General features: G+C 69.4%; 11 protein-coding genes. 4 read left to right on the forward strand and 7 right to left on the reverse strand.

The genetic code is table 11. The annotated features are described in order from the left end of the window. Nucleotides 1-339: 339 nt before the first annotated feature. From ACFZDA_RS11830 to ACFZDA_RS11840, 3 genes are read right to left on the reverse strand one after another with little or no spacing between them, the layout of a single operon-like run. Nucleotides 340-3,492, reverse strand: coding sequence for an FAD-linked oxidase C-terminal domain-containing protein (locus ACFZDA_RS11830; protein ID WP_391078669.1), 3,153 nt, complete (start codon nucleotides 3,490-3,492; stop codon nucleotides 340-342). Between the two features lie 29 nt (nucleotides 3,493-3,521). Then, entirely contained in the window at nucleotides 3,522-4,676 is a 1,155-nt protein-coding gene (locus tag ACFZDA_RS11835; RefSeq protein ID WP_391078672.1) for an enolase C-terminal domain-like protein, read from the reverse strand. Beyond that, the gene (locus ACFZDA_RS11840) at nucleotides 4,673-6,472 is read right to left on the reverse strand and encodes a thiamine pyrophosphate-requiring protein (protein WP_391078675.1); all 1,800 of its coding nucleotides are present in this window, start codon (nucleotides 6,470-6,472) and stop codon (nucleotides 4,673-4,675) included. Before ACFZDA_RS11840 ends, ACFZDA_RS11835 begins: the two co-directional genes overlap by 4 nt. Before the next feature lie 405 nt (nucleotides 6,473-6,877). On the opposite strand from ACFZDA_RS11840, the gene ACFZDA_RS11845 reads away from it, so the two are divergent. Together ACFZDA_RS11845 and ACFZDA_RS11850 are read left to right on the forward strand one after the other, a co-directional pair. Then, nucleotides 6,878-8,197 carry a sigma-70 family RNA polymerase sigma factor gene (locus ACFZDA_RS11845; protein ID WP_391078677.1) on the forward strand — a complete coding sequence of 440 codons (1,320 nt, stop codon included), beginning with the start codon at nucleotides 6,878-6,880 and terminating at the stop codon, nucleotides 8,195-8,197. Between the two features lie 53 nt (nucleotides 8,198-8,250). After that, a complete protein-coding gene (locus ACFZDA_RS11850; RefSeq protein WP_391080089.1) occupies nucleotides 8,251-9,093 on the forward strand; it encodes a ribonuclease BN in 843 nt (280 codons plus the stop codon). 83 nt (nucleotides 9,094-9,176) lie between these two features. Here ACFZDA_RS11850 and ACFZDA_RS11855 read toward each other — a convergent pair whose 3' ends face one another. Beyond that, complete coding sequence (locus ACFZDA_RS11855) at nucleotides 9,177-10,310, reverse strand: SDR family oxidoreductase (protein ID WP_391078679.1); 1,134 nt, start codon at nucleotides 10,308-10,310, stop codon at nucleotides 9,177-9,179. Further along, a complete protein-coding gene (locus tag ACFZDA_RS11860; protein ID WP_391078682.1) occupies nucleotides 10,307-12,109 on the reverse strand; it encodes a thiamine pyrophosphate-requiring protein in 1,803 nt (600 codons plus the stop codon). Before ACFZDA_RS11860 ends, ACFZDA_RS11855 begins: the two co-directional genes overlap by 4 nt. A gap of 414 nt (nucleotides 12,110-12,523) precedes the next feature. Here ACFZDA_RS11860 and ACFZDA_RS11865 point away from each other — a divergent pair, with 414 nt between their 5' ends. Beyond that, complete coding sequence (locus ACFZDA_RS11865; protein ID WP_391078684.1) at nucleotides 12,524-12,907, forward strand: winged helix-turn-helix transcriptional regulator; 384 nt, start codon at nucleotides 12,524-12,526, stop codon at nucleotides 12,905-12,907. Nucleotides 12,908-13,042: 135 nt separating this feature from the next. Here the strand turns inward: ACFZDA_RS11865 and ACFZDA_RS11870 are convergent, their stop codons facing one another. Next, nucleotides 13,043-13,438, reverse strand: coding sequence for a nuclear transport factor 2 family protein (locus ACFZDA_RS11870; RefSeq protein ID WP_391078687.1), 396 nt, complete (start codon nucleotides 13,436-13,438; stop codon nucleotides 13,043-13,045). Nucleotides 13,439-13,966: 528 nt separating this feature from the next. On the opposite strand from ACFZDA_RS11870, the gene ACFZDA_RS11875 reads away from it, so the two are divergent. Then, nucleotides 13,967-15,913: an RICIN domain-containing protein gene (locus ACFZDA_RS11875; RefSeq protein ID WP_391078690.1), complete on the forward strand. Its 1,947-nt coding sequence runs from the start codon at nucleotides 13,967-13,969 to the stop codon at nucleotides 15,911-15,913. Between the two features lie 164 nt (nucleotides 15,914-16,077). Here the strand turns inward: ACFZDA_RS11875 and ACFZDA_RS11880 are convergent, their stop codons facing one another. Beyond that, complete coding sequence (locus tag ACFZDA_RS11880) at nucleotides 16,078-16,617, reverse strand: cupin domain-containing protein (protein ID WP_391078692.1); 540 nt, start codon at nucleotides 16,615-16,617, stop codon at nucleotides 16,078-16,080.

Raw genomic sequence — 16,617 nt, forward strand, 5'->3', positions numbered from 1 at the left:
CAAGCGGACATTACGGACAGTCGACCAGGTCCGCGAGCAGACACACCGCTGCCGGGAGTGGCGGCCCGGCGCCGACACTGCTTGGAGCGACGGCGTTCCCGCGCCCGGCTCCGTCTACGACCTCCCGGAAGCACCCGCGCCACGAGCGGGGCTCACCGCTGCTTCCAGCGCCTCCTGAACGGGGGGACGAGTCACCGACAACGACTTGGGGGGCAACGCCTCGGCCGTCACCCGCTTCGACGCGGCCCCGACGGGCGGCCGGTGGCGCGACAACGACGGCTGACAGACGGGTACCAGGTCCGTCGCTGCCTTCGGCTGGCTGGCTCCGCCCCGCCCGGGTCAGCGGCGTACCGCGCGCATGCCGGCCGCACCCACGGCGGCTCCCAGAGCCACGACGGCAAAGACGCGCAACGCCCGTTCACGCAGCGGCGGGGCCGGGCGCCGAGCGGCGCCGCGTTCCGGCAGCCGGGAGACAGCCTGGGCGCCCTTCTCGCGGGCCAGTTTCATCACTTCGGCGATGTGCAGGGCTCTCCGGCCGGTTCCCGCGTCCTTGATCTGTGTCTTGCAGGAGAATCCGTCGGCCACGACCAGGCAGTCGTCCTGGGCGTCGCGGACGGCGGGCAGCAGAGCCTGTTCGCCGCAGTCCATGGAGATCTTGTACTTGCCGGATTCGAAGCCCCAGGAACCGGCGAGTCCGCAGCAGCCTCCCTGAAGGTTCCGCACTTCAAGGCCCATCTTCTCCAGCAGTTCCTGTTCGGAGTCCATACCGCCGGTCGCACGGTGGTGGCAGTGGCCCCACAGCAGGGCCTTGCCGCCGAGCCGGGGCGGCTCGATACCGAAGGTCTGGAAGAACTCCGGGAAGTGGTAGGCGTTCTGGGTCAGCCGTCGGCCGTCGTCGTCGTGGGGCAGCAGCTTGGGCAGTTCGTCCTTGAACACGGCCAGGCAGCTCGGTTCCATGCCGACGATCGGGGTGCCGGCCCTCAGGTGCGGGCGCAGCAGGTCCAGTACGCGGTGGAGATAGCGCTCGGCGGAGTCCAGGAAGCCGTAGTCGTACAGCGGCCGTCCGCAGCAGATGTGCTCCTCGGGCATGATGACCCGCCAGCCGGCCGCCTCGATCGCCTCGACGCACGCCACGCCGACATCGGTGTGGAAGTGGTTGTTGAAGGTGTCCGGGAACAGGACGACGGGACGGCCGGAGGGGTTGGCGGTGCCGCCGCGCCGGGCGAACCACTCCTGGAGCGTCATGGGCGCGAAGCGGGGCAGCGGACGGTGGCGGTCGATGCCCGCGACCAGCTTGGTCAGGCGGGCCAGACCCGGCGTGTGCGTGGCGAGGTTCGCCAGTTCCGGGACACGGGAGGCGATCCGGGCGGCCTGGTCGATGAATCCGAAGGCGTAGGCATGACGCGGGCGCCGGCGACGGACCGACTTGAAGTGGTGGTACAGGAACTCCGCCTTGTAGGTGGGCATGTCGACGTTGACGGGGCAGTCGTTGGTGCAGCCCTTGCAGGCCAGGCAGAGGTCGAGGGCGTCATAGACCTCCTTGGACTGCCAGCCGTCGGTGATGACGTCGCCCCTGAGCATTTCGTACAGCAGGCGGGCCCGGCCGCGGGTGGTGTGCTTCTCCTCCCGGGTCACCTGGTAGCTGGGGCACATCGTGGTCTCGGCCTGCGGCACGCGGCACTTGCCGATCCCGACGCACCGCACGGTGGCGTGCGCGAAGTCGCCGCCGTCCTCCTCGTAGGCGAACCTGACCGGGTGGCGGGGCGGGTTGTAGTCCGTGCCCAGCTTGAGGTTCTCGTCCATCCGGTAGGGGTCGACGACCTTGCCCGGGTTCATCTTCCACTGCGGGTCCCAGATCGCCTTGAACTCCCGCATGGCCTGGAGGAGTTCCGGTCCGAACTGCTTTTCCAGCAGTTCGCCGCGCTGCTGTCCGTCCCCGTGCTCGCCGGAGACCGAGCCGCCCATGTTCACGCACAGGTCGGCGGCCTCCTCCATGAACGCCCGGTAGGTGGCCAGGCCCTCGGCGGTACGCAGGTCGAAGCTGAGACGGCAATGGATGCAGCCCTGAGCGAAGTGGCCGTACATGGCGCCCGTGATGCCGTGCCTGTCCATGACCTTGTGCAGCTCGCGCACGTACTCGCCGATCCGGTCCGGCGGGACCGCGGAGTCCTCCCATCCCGGCCAGTGGTCCTTGCCGTCGGGTGGGAACGCGGTCGAGCCGAGGCCGCTCTCCCGGATCGCCCACAGATGTTCGCTCGTGCCGCCCTCCTGCTCACTCCTGGCGATCCGGATGCGGTCCTCGGCGTATCCCTTGCTGCGGGTGAGCCAGTCGGCGAAGGCGTGGGCCTGTGCGACGGACTCCTCGGCCGCGTCGGCGCCGAACTGCACCACGAGCCAGGCTCCGCCGGTGGGGCGTGGCAGCTCCTCGATGTTCTCCAGGTTCATGTTCTGCAGCCGCTGGTCGCGGATGAGTTCGTCGTCGAGGGCCTCCAGGCCGATCGGCCTGAAGCGCTCGACGATCTCCGCGCAGTGCTCGGCGGCGTCGCCGAGGTCGTCGTACTCCACGACCACGGTGGTGCGCTGCAGCAGGGCGGGCGTGAGCAGGAGTACGGCCTGCAGGGCGGTGGCGCAGGTGCTCTCGGTGCCGACCAGGGCGCGGGCCACGTTGAAGCCGCGCTCGGGCAGGAGTTCGTCCAGGTTGTAGCCGGAGACCCGGCGCGGCACCTGCTCGGCGGAGCGGAAACCGGCCCGGATGGCGTCGGCGTACTTGTCACGCAGGTCGCGCAGGGCGGCGTAGATCTCACCCTTGCGGCCGCCCGCCGCGATGATGTCGTCCAGGTGTTCTTCCTCGTTCACCCCCACCCAGAACCGGGCGCCGTCGTAGGTGACGATCTCCAGGGCGTGCACGTTGTCGCTGGTGCGTGGGCCGGGTCCGTACAGCTGTGACTGCACGGAGTGGATGCCGCAGGAGTTGTTGCCGATGTTGCCGCCGATGAGGCACCGGGAGTGGGTGGAGGGATCGGGTCCGAACACCAGGCCGTACGTGCCGGTGTGCCGGTTCAGCTCCTCGTTGATCACGCCGGGTTCGCAGGTGACCATGCGGCGGTCGGGGTCGATCTTCCCGATGCGGGTGAGGTACTTGGAGTGGTCGATCACGACGGCCTCGTTGACCGTCTCGCCGGAGAGGCTCGTCCCGCCGCCCCGGTTGAGGATGGGTGCGCCGAAGCGGTGACAGATCCTGTGCACCGCGACGACGTCCTCGAGGGTGCGCGGTACGACCACCCCGATCGGCACCTGCCGGAAGTTGGACGCGTCCTGGGCGTAGAGGCCGAGCGAGCCGGCGTCGAAGCGGACCTCTCCGTCGACAGCCTTGCGCAGCGCCTGTTCCAGTTTGCCGGTGTCGAGGGTCTGGCGGGCCCGCGGAGCCCCCGGGATCTCCGGGTGCGTCTTGGCGGGGATGTCGCGCGTCGTGCGGCGTGCTGCCTTCTCCATCGGGTCTCAACTCTCCTTTGTGAGCCTGGTCAGGCCGGTCGCGCTCCGTACACGCGGTAGGGCTCGGCGTCGGCCCACTTGATCTCCAGTCCGAGCCCCGGTCGTCCGGGGTCGGGCCGCAGAGCGCCGCCGTCGGGTGACAAGGTGCCCTCGAACAGCAACTGCTCGACGCGCACGTGGTCGTGGAAGTACTCCAGGTGCCGCAGTCGGCGGACCGCGCAGAAGGCGTGGGCGGAGAGCGCCGGGGCGCAGTGCGCGGACAGGTCGATCTGCCGGGTGGCCGACAGGCCGGCCACCTCCAGTAGGCCGGTGATGCCGCCGCAGCGGGTGACGTCGGCCTGGAGGCAGTCCACGGCCGGGGGCTCCACAAGGTTGACGAAGTCCTGCGGGGTGAAGGCGTATTCGCCCGCGGCGATCTCCAGGCGCTCCGGTCCCCGGTCGCGCAGCATGCGCAGCCCTTCGAGGTCGGCGGAGCTGACGGGCTCCTCCAGCCACCGAACGTCCCACTCGTCGTGGAACCGGCGTGCCCAGTACAGGGCCTCCTTGCGGCCGAGCGCGCCGTTGGCGTCGGTGAAGATCTCCGGCTCGTCGCCGATGGCCTTCCGTACGGCCGTCAGCCGCCGCGGGTCCCGCTCGGGCTCACGGGAGGTCTTGAGCTTCACCCGGGGCACGTCCTGCGCCACCCATCCGGCGAGCTGCTCGGTGAGCCGGTCGAGCGAGTAGTTCGTGAAGCCGCCGCTGCCGTACACCGGTACCCGGTCGTGACAGGCGGGCAGGAGGTGGATCAGGGGCAGGTCCAGCAGCCTCGCCTTGAGATCCCACAGCGCCACGTCGACGGCGGAGACGGCCATCGCTCCGACGCCGGGGCGGCCCGCGTTGCGGATCTGTACGCCCATGCGGTGCCACAGGGCCGGGGGTGCGGTGACGTCCTGGCCGCGCAGCGGCGGAGCGAGCTTGGACGACACGAACGACGCGGTCGACACATCGCCGTAGGTGTAGCCGAGGCCGGTCCTGCCGCCGGCGTGCACACGGACCAGGACCATGGTCGTGGAGTCCCACTCCAGCGTCCCGTCCTGTTCCTTGCCGTCGGGCCCGTCGGTGGGCACCTCGAAGGCGTGCACGTCGACCGCCTCGATGCGGCACTCCTCCAGTACGGCTCCCCCGGCGCCCGTACGCCCGGTCACGGATGCCTCCCGGGCAGGTGCTCGACCAGCTCGGTGACCTTCTGACGCGCGCCCTTGGCGGCGATGCCGAGCCCTTCGGGGTCCCGCACGGTGGCCTTGGCGGCCTTCTTGCCCTGCGTCTTCGTGATGTGCGGCGGGATCGGCGCGATCTCCGGGTCGACCTTGAACTCCAGCACCACCGGCCGGTCGCAGGCCAGCGCCTCGTCCCAGGCCTTGCCGATCTTCTTCGGCTTGTCGCAGTACACGCCCTTCAGACCGATGAGTTCGGCGTACTTGGCGTAGGGGATGTCGGGGATGTCCTGGGAGCCGGGGAACTTGGGGTCGCCGGCCATGGCGCGCTGCTCCCAGGTGACCTGGTTGAGGTCCTGGTTGTTGAAGACGCAGAAGATGAACGGCGCCGGCCCGGACAGTCTGTCCAGGTACCGCTTGACGGTGATCATCTCGGCCATTCCGTTCATCTGGAACGCGCCGTCCCCCACAAAGGCGATGACCGGGCGGTCGGGGTGGGCGAACCGGGCGGCGATCGCGTACGGGGTGCCCGGACCCATCGTGGCCAGCGTCCCCGACAGCGACGCCTGCATTCCCTTGCGCAGCTTCAGGTGGCGCGCCCACCAGTTCGTGGCGGAACCCGAGTCGGCGGTCAGGATGACATCGTCCGGCAGGCGGGGGGAGAGCTCCGAGGCCACGGCCTCAGGGTTGATCGTCTTTCCGAAGTGCCGGCCGGCCCGCTTCCGGCAGATCGCGTTCCATTCGGCGATATCCTTCTCGATCTTCTGCCGCCAGCCGCGGTCCTCCTTGCGGTGCAGCAGCGGCAGCAAAGCCTTGAGGGTCTCCTTCGCGTCGCCGACGAGGTGAGCGTCCATCGGGTAGCGGATGCCGATCATCCGGCCGTCGATGTCGATCTCGACGCCGCGGGCCTGGCCCTCGTCGGGCAGCCACTCGGAGTAGGGGAAGCTGCTGCCGATCATGAACAGGGTGTCGCAGCCGCGGATCATGTCGTCGCTGGCCTTGCTGCCGAGCAGGCCGATGGGGCCGGTGACGAACGGCAGGTCGTCGGGCAGCACCTCACGGCCGAGCAGCGCCTTCGCCACGCCCGCGCCCAGCAGCTCGGCGACCTCGACGAGCTCGCTCTCCGCGTGTGCGGCTCCCTGGCCGATGACCATGGCGACCTTGCTTCCCGCGTTCAGGATGCCGGCGGCCCTGCGCAGCTCCCCCTCGTCCGGCAGCAGCCGCGGGCGGGACCAGCCGACGCTGGAGAACACCGAGCCGTGCTTCTTCGGCGGAGAGGGCTGGGCGTCCTCCTCCTGCACATCGTTCGGGATGATGACCGTGGCGACCCCGCGGGTGGTCAGCGCGGTCTTGAAGGCGCGGTCGATGACATGCCGGACCTGTGCCGGGTGCGTGACCATCTGGCAGTACTCGGAGACGTCGGCGAACAACGGCTGGAGGGCGATCTCCTGCTGGTAGTGGGCGCCGAGTGACAGTCGTTTCTGCTGGCCGACCACGGCGACGACGGGCTGATGGTCGAGTTTGGCGTCGTACAGCCCGTTGAGCAGATGGACGGCGCCGGGACCGGACGTGGCGACGCAGCAGCCGACCTCGCCGGTGAACTTGGCGTGCGCGCAGGCCATGAAGGCGGCCATCTCCTCATGCCGGGTCTGGATGAACTCCGGCTCTCCCTTCGCACGGTCGAAGGCACCCAGCAGCCCGTTGATCCCGTCGCCGGGATAGCCGTAGAGCCGCTCCACCCCCCACTCCCGCAGGCGTTCCAGCACGAAGTCGGCGACCAGCGTCATGACGAACTCCCTAGGACACACCTCTGCCGTCATCAGTGGGTGACCCATGACGAAGGCGTATAAACGGTGTGTCCCGCTTCGCCACTCGCATGGACCGGCACTGCGACCGATCGCCGACCGCCCGGCACAGGCGCGAACGGGCGGACTCCGCAAGTGGTGGGCATGTGACGCCATCCGTGTGGCGGGCACGGCTCCCGCGAACGGGTCATGTGCGTTTCACGGCGGTGTCGGCGGGTCACTTCCAGACTGACGTGAATGCCACGACCGCCCCAGAGCGGGACTTCCCGTTCACACGTCCACGGACAGCAGCGTCAACCGTGAGCTCGCCCTTCCTGCCAGCCGCTCCCGGGCGGCGCACGAGGGCGCGACGCCGTGCCCGCGCAGGCCCGACCCACAGAGGCTCCCATGTCTTCCTCAGTCGCCGACCCGCTCCGGACACGCAGCGCGACAGCGGTACCCGAGCCGTCCTCGGAGCACCTCGACGCGCTGATGCGCGAGCTCTGGGAGCAGCCGGCCGGACCACGGCGGTCCGCCCTGCGGGACCAGGTCATCCGCCTGCTGCTGCCGATGACCCGGCGGGTGGCACGCCGGTTCGGACGCCACGGCGAGGACTACGACGACCTGGTGCAGGTCGCGTGTCTCGGGCTGGTCAAGGCAGTCGACGGCTACGACCCGACGCTGGGACACGCCTTCCTGTCCTATGCGCTTCCCAAGGTCACCGGGGAGCTCAGGCGGCATCTGCGCGACCGCACGTCCGCCGTGCGGCTGCCGCGCCCTCTCCAGGAGGCGAGCGGTCAGGTCTTCCAGGCCGTCGAGGAACTCCAACAGCGGCTCGGCGGCTGCTCGCCGCCTCCCCGGCAGATCGCCGAGCACACGGGGCTGGAACACCGTCAGGTGCTGGCCACTCTGCGTGCGGTACACGAGTGCCGCACCCGTTCCCTGGAGGAGCCGGCGGGGCACGATCAGTACTCCCCGCTGGCGTGGCTGATCGGCGCCGAGGACGCCGCTCTGGGGCGGGTGGTCGACACCGTGGCCCTGACGTCGCTGGTACGGCGGCTTCCGGAGCGGGACCGACACGTTCTCTATCTGCGTTTCTACCGGGAGCTGACCCAGCAGCAGATCGCGGACGTCATCGGCGTCTCCCAGATGCAGGTCTCGCGCATTCTGCGGCGCTGCCTCGACAGGCTCCGCGAGGGTCTCCTGCCGGCCGAGCCGCTGTCGGGACGTGGCGGGGACGAGCGTCGGCCGGTGGCCGACCGGGTCGCCCGGCCGGCCACGAGTTCCGGTCGCCGTCAGCCGGTGCCCGCGCGGCCTGCGTGTGCTGAGCCGGCTCGCCCGGCGGCCGGTCCGGCTGTCCGGGCGAACCCGGGCCCGGCCGGGCCCGGCCCGGACAAAAGCCGTGCGAGCGGGCGGCGGGGCCGTCTCGCACACCTCGTGGCCGGTACCTGGTGCGGCCTGGCACGGCGGTCCGTGCGCGGACTGCCGCTGCGGACCTGCCGACGGCTCGGCGCCCCCGTCCCCGCACGCGTGCGGCGCCGGACGTGCCCGAGGACCATGCGGGGAGCACCGACGGCCCGGCGGGCCGCCGCCGTTCGTGCCACATGCCCCGGCGCAGTCGCACGTCCCCCTCCGGCCACTGTGCTCGCACGGAGACGGTTTCATTCCCACTTGCTGCGCCGAGTGACGCTGGAGTCGGCCGGGCAGAGCGGACACCAGGGCTGGTGAGCTGAGGTTTGTCCGACTTGTCGCCGGTGACTCAGCGGCGTGTGCGCGAGCCGATGAAGGAGGGCGCCGTCAGACGGTATCTGCGGGCGCTCCAGGACGCATGGGAGTGGCTCGGTGCCCACACGCTGGTGCGGCGCGGCCGTGACCTGGAGCTGATGCACCGGGCCACGGGATTCGCCACGCTGGCCCTGGTCACCCTCGCCCCGCTGCTCATCGTGGTCGCCGCCGCGGACCCGCTGGGGCGTGGCGGCTTCGCGGCGTGGCTGGCGGACGGCATGGGCCTGTCCGGCCGGTCCGCGCGGGTGCTGACGGACATCATCAGCCCCGCGCGCGACGTGATCGGCACCACGAGTGTGTGGGGCGGGCTGGCCCTCGCCCTGTTCGGTGTCTCCCTCGGGGCGAGTGTCCAGAACGGCTACGAGCGGATCTGGTCCCTGCCTCCCGGGGCATGGCACCGCGTCTGGCGGCAGGCGGTCTGGCTGGCCGTGCTGACCGCGTACCTCTACCAGGAGGTGCGCACGGGCGGTGCCATGCAGGGGCCGGAACGGATCACTCTGTCGTCGGTGAGCGGCATCCTGTTCTTCTGGTGGGGACAGCATTTCCTGCTCGGCAGCAAGGTCCGCTGGCGCGATCTGCTGCCGGGCGCGGTCGCGACCATGGTGGGCCTGATCGGGCTCAGAGGCTTCTCCTACTTCGTGTTCACACCGCTGATCGTCGACAACGCGATCAGTTACGGCGCGGTGGGCGTCGTGCTCGTGATCGAGTCCTGGCTGATCGGTGTGGGATTCGTCGTCTACGGCGGTGCCCTGTTCGGACGCTGGCTCCTCGACCATCACGGTCACCGGTTCGCGGGGAGCGGGCCCACGCCGCCGGAGGAACCGTTGGACGACGATTGAGACCCAGGGTCCCGTCCTGTGTGACAGAGCACCCGGGCGGCCTGTGGGCCACCCGGGCTGTTCGCGCAGGAGTACGACGTGCGTCAGCGCCAGTTGCGCGGCGACCTGCCCCAGGCGTTCGTCCACGCCTTGCTGCTGGAGCGCGCGGTCCGTCTGGGCGGCGCCTCGGCCCTGCCGTTGTGAGCGTGCCGGCGCAGACCGGCGGCGAGGGCCGTACCGGCCGTCGTGGCGAGGGCCGCGCCCATGGCGAGCGGTCGGCGGTGGCGCGAGAGCCACAGCTGGAGGCTGCGTTCGTGCGCCTGCTCCTCGAAGACACCGTGCGCGCCGAAGTCCCGGCCGGCGGCACCGTCGACGGGCTCCCACAGGTTGGCCGGGCGCGAGGGATCCACGGCGTCGTCCGTCTGCTGGGAGTCGTACCCCGTGCGGGCGAGATACCGGTCCAGCAGTCCGGTGGCGAAGCGCTGTCCGAGCAGGGTCGCGACGGTGGAACCGCCGATCCAGTGCTCGCGCCGCCGAGGATGGTCGGCCGCGTGCAGGATGCCTCGCGCGGCGACCTCCGGCTGGTACACCGGGGGCACCGGCCGCGGATGCCGGGACAGCCGTGACAGTACCCAGCTGAACTGCGGCGTGTTCAGGCCCGGCAGCTGCGCCATGGTGACGTGCACCCCGCTGCGGTCGTGGAGAAGTTCGCAGCGCAGGGACTCGGTGAAACCCTGGATGGCGTGCTTGGCGCCGCAGTACACCGACTGCAGCGGCACACTGCGGTACGCCAGCGCGGAGCCGACCTGGACGATGGTGCCCCGGTCGCGCGGCAGCATGCGGCGCAGGGCCGCCTGGGTGCCGTAGACGAAGCCGAAGTACGTCACCTCGGTGGCCCTTCGGAACTCCTCCGACCGGATCTCCGGCACGGGCGCGAACACGGTCGAGAAGGCCGCGTTCACCCACACGTCGATCGGGCCCAGCTCCCTCTCCACACGTTCGGCGGCCGCGTCGACGGCCTCGGCATCGGAGACGTCCACGGCGAGGGGCAGCGCACGGCCACCCGCCTGGCGTACATCACGGGCGGCGCCCTCCAGTCCCTCCTCGCCACGGGCGAGCAGCGCGACCGAGGCGCCGCGTGCGGCGAAGGCACGGGCGGTGGCACGGCCGACCCCGCCGCTCGCCCCCGTGACGACGACGACCTCGGTCGCGTCCCGCTGGTCACGTTTCCCGGTCATGAGCTCCCCCGGCCCGGCAGGTGCTCGGCGTACTCCGTGATCTTCTGGCGCACGCCCTTGGCCGTGATGCCCGCCTTCTCGGGATCGTGCAGGGCCGCCTTGGCGGCCTTCTTGCCCTGCTCGGTCATGATGTGCGGCGGGATCGGCGCGATCTCCGGGTCGACCTTGAACTCGAGCACGACCGGCACCTCGCAGGCCAGGGCCTCGTCCCAGGCGGCACCGATCTTCTTCGGGTCGTCGCACACGATGCCCTTCAGCCCGATGAGCTGTGCGTACGCGGCGTAGGGGATGTCAGGGATGCCCTGCGACCCGGGGTACTTCGGGTCGCCGGCCATGGCCCGTTGCTCCCAGGTGACCTGGTTGAGGTCCTGGTTGTTGAACACGCAGAAGATGAACGGCGGGGAGCCGGCCAGGCGGTCCAGATAGCGCTTGACCGTGATCATCTCGTTCATGCCGTTCATCTGGAAGGCTCCGTCGCCCACGAACGCGATGACGGGCCGGTCCGGGTAGGCGAACCGCGCCGCGATGGCGTACGGCGTGCCCGGCCCCATGGTGGCCAGCGTGCCGGACAGCGAGGCCCGCATGCCCTCGCGGAGCTTGAGATTGCGGGCCCACCAGTTCGTGCCCGAGCCCGAGTCGGCGGTCAGGATCACGCCGTCCGGCAGCCGGGGCGAGAGCTCGGAGGCGACGGCCTGAGGATTGATGGTGTTGTCGAAGTGCTGGGCGGCCCACCGCTCACACAGGTCGTTCCATTCGCGGACGTCCTTTTCGATCTTCTCCCGCCACGAGCGGTCCTCCTTGCGCCGCAGCAGTGGGATGAGCGCCCTCAGGGTCTCCTTGGAGTCCCCCACGAGATGCGCTTCCATCGGGTAGCGGATGCCGATCATGCGCCCGTCGATGTCGATCTCGACGCCGCGGGCCTGGCCCTCGTCGGGCAGCCACTCGGAGTAGGGGAAGCTGCTGCCGATCATGAACAGGGTGTCGCAGCCGCGGATCATGTCGTCGCTGGCCTTGCTGCCGAGCAGGCCGATGGGGCCGGTGACGAACGGCAGGTCGTCGGGCAGCACCTCACGTCCGAGCAGGGCTTTGGCCACTCCGGCGCCGAGCAGTTCGGCGACCTCGACGACCTCGGCCTCGGCGTGGGCGGCACCCTGCCCGATCAGCATGGCGACCTTGCCGCCCTCGTTGAGGATGTCGGCGGCCTTGCGCAGTTCCCCCTCGTCCGGCAGCACGCGCGGACGGGACCAGCCGACGCTGGAGAACACCGAGCCGTGCTTCTTCGGCGGAGAGGGCTGGGCGTCCTCCTCCTGCACATCGTTCGGGATGATGACCGTGGCGACGCCGCGGGTGGTGAGCGCGGTCTTGAAGGCACGGTCGATGACATGCCGGGCCTGCGCGGGGTGCGAGACCATCTGGCAGAACTCGGAGACGTCCGCGAACAACCGTTCGAGATCCACCTCCTGCTGGTAATGGGCACCGAGGCTGAGCCGCTTCTGCTGGCCGACCACGGCGACCACCGGCTGATGGTCGAGCTTGGCGTCGTACAGCCCGTTGAGCAGATGGACGGCGCCGGGACCGGACGTGGCGACGCAGCAGCCGACCTCGCCGGTGAACTTGGCGTGCGCGCAGGCCATGAAGGCGGCCATCTCCTCATGCCGGGTCTGGATGAACTCCGGCTCTCCCTTCGCACGGTCGAAGGCACCCAGCAATCCGTTGATGCCGTCGCCCGGGTATCCGTACACCCGCTGGACGCCCCATTCGGTCAGGCGCTGCAGCACATAGTCGGCGACTTGGGTCATGGACTTCTCCTGGGCGGGTGAGGGGGACGGTGGACCCCTGGGTTGCCTCCCGCACCCGCCCGTAAACCGCGACTTGCCAGGCCGTTCGAGTGCCGTCCCCGAGACCTTTGCATAGGGCAAAGCTGTTCGGGAACCCGGCCGGCGACCGTGCCGCGAAGCCCGCCGTCCCACCGGGCCGGCCCGTCCCCTCACAACCGACGCGCTCTTCAGCAGGCATCACTGTGCCGCCGCGGCCCCCGGTGTCCAGCGGTGAGGGGGCCTCCACCTCCCGAGTCGCCCCGGATCTCCCCGCCGCGGCGGCTGCCGGAGAAGGGGTGGGCGCCGGGCTGGCGCCAGGCGATGCCGTCGGTGAAAATGCTGCCTGCCGGATCTTGCTTGCACCTATCGCCGGTAATAGTCGCCTCAACCCGACCCATGAGGACGTGTGACGTGCCACAGTTTCCGGCCTTCGATGTCATGACGGCGACCTGCCCGTCCCGCACCTCACTCGCCCGCATCGCCAACAAGTGGACGGCCATGGTGGTCATCGCGCTCAGCGCAGGCCCCTTGCGCTTCCGCGACCTGCGCACCGGCGTCGACGGCATCAGCGCCAAGGTCCTCACCGAGACGCTCCGGGACCTGGAGCGTGACGGTCTCGTCACCCGGCACGTGTACGGCGAGGTCCCGCCCCGGGTCGAGTACGAATTGACCGCGCTGGGGCGCACTCTGCATGCCCCGCTTCAGGCACTGGCACTCTGGGCCGAGGAACACTTCACCGAGGTACTCGCGGCACGCGAGAGCTACGACGCCCGCCAGTGACCGTGACCGTCACCGGAGGTGACGTGGCGTAAATCGCGACGGTGGACCCGACGGCGCGGGGTCCTGAACTCGCTGCCGCCATCGCGTCCGTCGTCGCCGGCTGCGCAACGATCACCGCGGTACACACGGGCGGGCCTACTGCCCCCAGAAGGCATCCTCGGCCACCTGGTCGCCGGAGAACAGCCACATCTCGACGATCTTGCCGTCCTTGAGGCGCAGGACATCCACGCCGTCCATGCTCATGGACTCGTCCTCGCGCCGCCCGGCGAAGTGGATCGAGGCGGCCACCATGTCGCCGTTGCCCATGAGGGCGTGGATCGTGTCGATGGCGAAGGAGCCCTGGCTGGCCTCCATCATCCCGCCGAGCATCGCGAAGACGGCGTCGCGCCCCTTGTGCTCACCGGAGAACCGGTTGGCGCCCGGCTGATGCCAGACGATCTCCTCGGCCAGAAGCTCCCCCACCTTGGGCAGGTCACCCTTCTGTACGGCCTGGAAGTACTCACGCGCGATGTCGACGTTCTTGCTGGTCATGACAACACTCCCTACGCCTCTGACATGGAGGCAGTACGACTACCGATACGGGCTGGATGCGAGGCGCTCTCTTAGGTGAGCCCGCCTGCTTACGGGCTCCATACTCACCCTCGGTAACCGGTCACCTCAACGTAACCAATGGGGCGACGTGACGCGCATCACACATCGTTTCGGTGTCGCCCGAGACGGCAGTGGGCTCGGTCCATCATTCATCCGATCTATTGACCCTTCCGACCCTTACGTCCGGCGGCTTGATCCTGATACTTGACTGCTCCATCAGTCATGAGGAAGGGATCCTGTGTCGATCCTCTAGACAGAGCTCGCACTGAAGCTTGTTAATAGATCCGATGTCACTCCGGCGAAAGCACACCTCGCAGCGGGTGTGTTGTCACGCGAAGAGTCAGGTTCCAGCGGAGCACCGTGTCACCGCCACGTTGACCGTCCGTGCGTGCCCCGGCACTCAGGCCGTCGCCTGCCGTCTGACACGTCGTCACCGCGATCCACGCCATCGATCCACAGGAGTCAGCCATGTCCTCACGCAGAATGACGCGCCGTACGCTTCTCGGCGCGGCGGGTGCGGCAACCGCCGCGACGGCCCTGCCGATCGTCCCCCGCTTCTCCGGCCTTCTGCCGCAGGCGGCCGCCGCGGACACTCAGAGCAATCTGAGCAGGATGGTCGACATGCGGTTCGGCATGTTCAACCACTTCAGCCTGGGCACGTTCACGAACCAGGAGTGGGCCGAACCCAACCAGAGCCCCACCCTTTTCGCTCCCCCGAGCGTCACCTGTGCGCAGTGGGCCGACGCGGCGGTCGCCGCGAAGATGAGTTACGGCATCCTGACCACCAAGCACCATGACGGCTTCGCCCTGTGGCCGAGCGCCCATGGCACCCAGAACGTCGCGAACAGCTCCTACAAGCAGGACGTCGTGCGGGCGTACTGCGATGCGTTCCGGGCGAAGGGGCTGAAGGTCGGGTTCTACTACTCGATCTGGGACCGCACCTTCGGCGTCGAGGCATGGGAGAGCCGGCACAAGGTGACCGGGCTCGAGATCACCGATGCCATCCAGCCCGGCGACATGACCTTCATCCTCGGCCAGATCACCGAGTTGCTCACCAACTACGGCACCATAGACATGTTCATGACCGACGGCTACGCATGGCAGATGGGGCAGCAGGCCGTCTCCTACCAGAGGATCCGTTCGCTGGTGAAGAAGCTGCAGCCGGACTGCGTCATGATCGACATCGGTGGGCTGTCGGAGCCCTTCCTCAGTGACGCGATCTTCTTCGAGGAACCGCTCGGGATCACGGCGCCGGCGGGCAACACCTACGCCGGAATGCAGGGGCAGACCATCAGCAACGGCTGGTTCTGGCATCCTTCCACCCCGACCGAGGGCCTCATGAGCAAGGCCGCGATCCTGTCGCACCTGGCCGACCTGGAGCCGAAGTACACCTCGTTCATCCTCAACTGCCCGCCCAACCGCAACGGCCTGCTGGACACCAACATCGTCAACCGGCTCGCCGAAGTGGGTGCCGCCTGGAGCCCGGACACCTCCCGGCCCCCGCTGCCCACCCAGCCACTGCGCGCCGAGCACCCGGTCACACCGGTCAACGCTTATGCGACCGCCTTCCACACCGGCGAGGGACCACTCAACGCCATCGACGGACTCAGCGACGTCCGCTACGAAACCTGCTGGTCGACCTGGGGCCTGCCGCTTCCCCAGTCCATCACCATCGACCTGGGCGGCGTGTGGAGCGACGTCTCCACCCTGGAGTACCTGCCCAAGCAGTGGAACCGCACCAACTCCACTGACGGTGACATCACTTCGTACACCATCCTGACCAGCACCGACGGTGTCACCTTCACCCAGGTCGCCACCGGCACATGGGCCGGCGACGGCAAGTACAAGCTGGTGGAGTGGCCCAACCGGAACGTGGGCTTCGTACGGATCCAGGTCAATGCGGCCACCGGCGGCTACGCCAACATCGGCGGCGTGAGGATCGGCGGCCGCTCGGTCAAACCGGCGCTGGTGTCCACCACACTGCCCGGCGACGGCACTGTCTATCGGCTGGTGGCCCGCCACAGTGGCAGGGTCGCCGACGTGGAGGGGGCGCGCACCGCCAACGGCACCAACGTCCATCAGTGGCCATGGCTCAACCAGGCGAACCAGAAGTGGACCTTCACCAGCACCGGCGACGGCTACTACAAGATCAAGGGTGTGGGCAGCGGCAAGCTTCTGGAGGTCGCGGGTCTGGCTCGCGAGGACGGCGGCAACGTCGGCATCTGGGCGGACGCCAACGCCCCCCAGCAGCACTGGGCTGTCACGCCCACCGGTGACGGAAACTACTTCCTCATCAACCGCTACAGCGGGCTTTCCCTCGGCGTCGACGAGGGCAGCACCGCCGACGGGGCCAACATCGAGCAGCAGCCGTACACGTCGCAGACGCGGCAGCAATGGCAGATCATCCCCTCCTGACCTGCCCCACGGTTGGCGACGGCGACCGTGAGGACTGCCAGTTGGGCCCGCTCGCCGGCAGAACCCGGTTCTCTGACCGAAGCGGTCATGCGGAGGGCGTCACCTGGACGCTGTGCCCGAGACGGGACGACGCAGGTGCCGGGCACCTCATGGGAGCCCGGCACTCAGGGTCGTTCGCCGTCGTGCGGGACGCCGATGAGGACGAAGGCCATCGTGGCCGGTCGGTCGCCGTGGTTGCGCCAGGCGTGGCGGGTCCCGTTCTGGATCACGACGTCCCCCGCCGAGAGCCGGGTGCGGTGGCCGTCGTCGAGTTCGAGGACGATCTCGCCCTGCAGCACGATGCCGTAGTCGACAGTCGGCGTGGTGTGCATGCCGTCGGGCTCGATGAGTTCCGCGATGCCGGGCGAGTCGGCCCGCTGCTCCCGGTCGAAGGCGACGGGGTCGAAGGCCGGGTCGGCCATCGCGGTGTCCGGTGGGAAGGTCAGCACGATGAACCGGGTGCCGCCTGGGGCCGGGAGCAGGCTGGTCACCTTCGGCGTGGGGTCCTCCCCCGCCCGGCTGACCGGTTCGCCGGGGTCGGTGGCCCACGGCAGGCGGGACACCCAGCCCGGCAGGCTGCTGAATTCGCGGCTGCGCGGGACGGGGCCGTCGCTGACGACGACCGACCTTCCGTCCTCGTCGTGGCCGGTGACGACTCTGCGCAT

This window comes from Streptomyces sp. NPDC007991, assembly GCF_042958445.1.
In the GTDB taxonomy this organism is placed as follows: domain Bacteria; phylum Actinomycetota; class Actinomycetes; order Streptomycetales; family Streptomycetaceae; genus Streptomyces.

What these genes read in the sequence shown, in the direction of transcription:
- ACFZDA_RS11830 (WP_391078669.1), bottom strand. Translation starts at nt 3,492, where the DNA reads ATGGAGAAGGCAGCACGCCGCACGACGCGCGACATCCCCGCCAAGACG.
- ACFZDA_RS11855 (WP_391078679.1), bottom strand. Translation starts at nt 10,310, where the DNA reads ATGACCGGGAAACGTGACCAGCGGGACGCGACCGAGGTCGTCGTCGTC.
- ACFZDA_RS11870 (WP_391078687.1), bottom strand. Translation starts at nt 13,438, where the DNA reads ATGACCAGCAAGAACGTCGACATCGCGCGTGAGTACTTCCAGGCCGTA.
- ACFZDA_RS11850 (WP_391080089.1), top strand. Translation starts at nt 8,251, where the DNA reads ATGAAGGAGGGCGCCGTCAGACGGTATCTGCGGGCGCTCCAGGACGCA.
- ACFZDA_RS11865 (WP_391078684.1), top strand. Translation starts at nt 12,524, where the DNA reads ATGAGGACGTGTGACGTGCCACAGTTTCCGGCCTTCGATGTCATGACG.
- ACFZDA_RS11840 (WP_391078675.1), bottom strand. Translation starts at nt 6,472, where the DNA reads ATGACGCTGGTCGCCGACTTCGTGCTGGAACGCCTGCGGGAGTGGGGG.
- ACFZDA_RS11845 (WP_391078677.1), top strand. Translation starts at nt 6,878, where the DNA reads ATGTCTTCCTCAGTCGCCGACCCGCTCCGGACACGCAGCGCGACAGCG.
- ACFZDA_RS11875 (WP_391078690.1), top strand. Translation starts at nt 13,967, where the DNA reads ATGTCCTCACGCAGAATGACGCGCCGTACGCTTCTCGGCGCGGCGGGT.
- ACFZDA_RS11860 (WP_391078682.1), bottom strand. Translation starts at nt 12,109, where the DNA reads ATGACCCAAGTCGCCGACTATGTGCTGCAGCGCCTGACCGAATGGGGC.
- ACFZDA_RS11880 (WP_391078692.1), bottom strand. Translation starts at nt 16,617, where the DNA reads ATGCGCAGAGTCGTCACCGGCCACGACGAGGACGGAAGGTCGGTCGTC.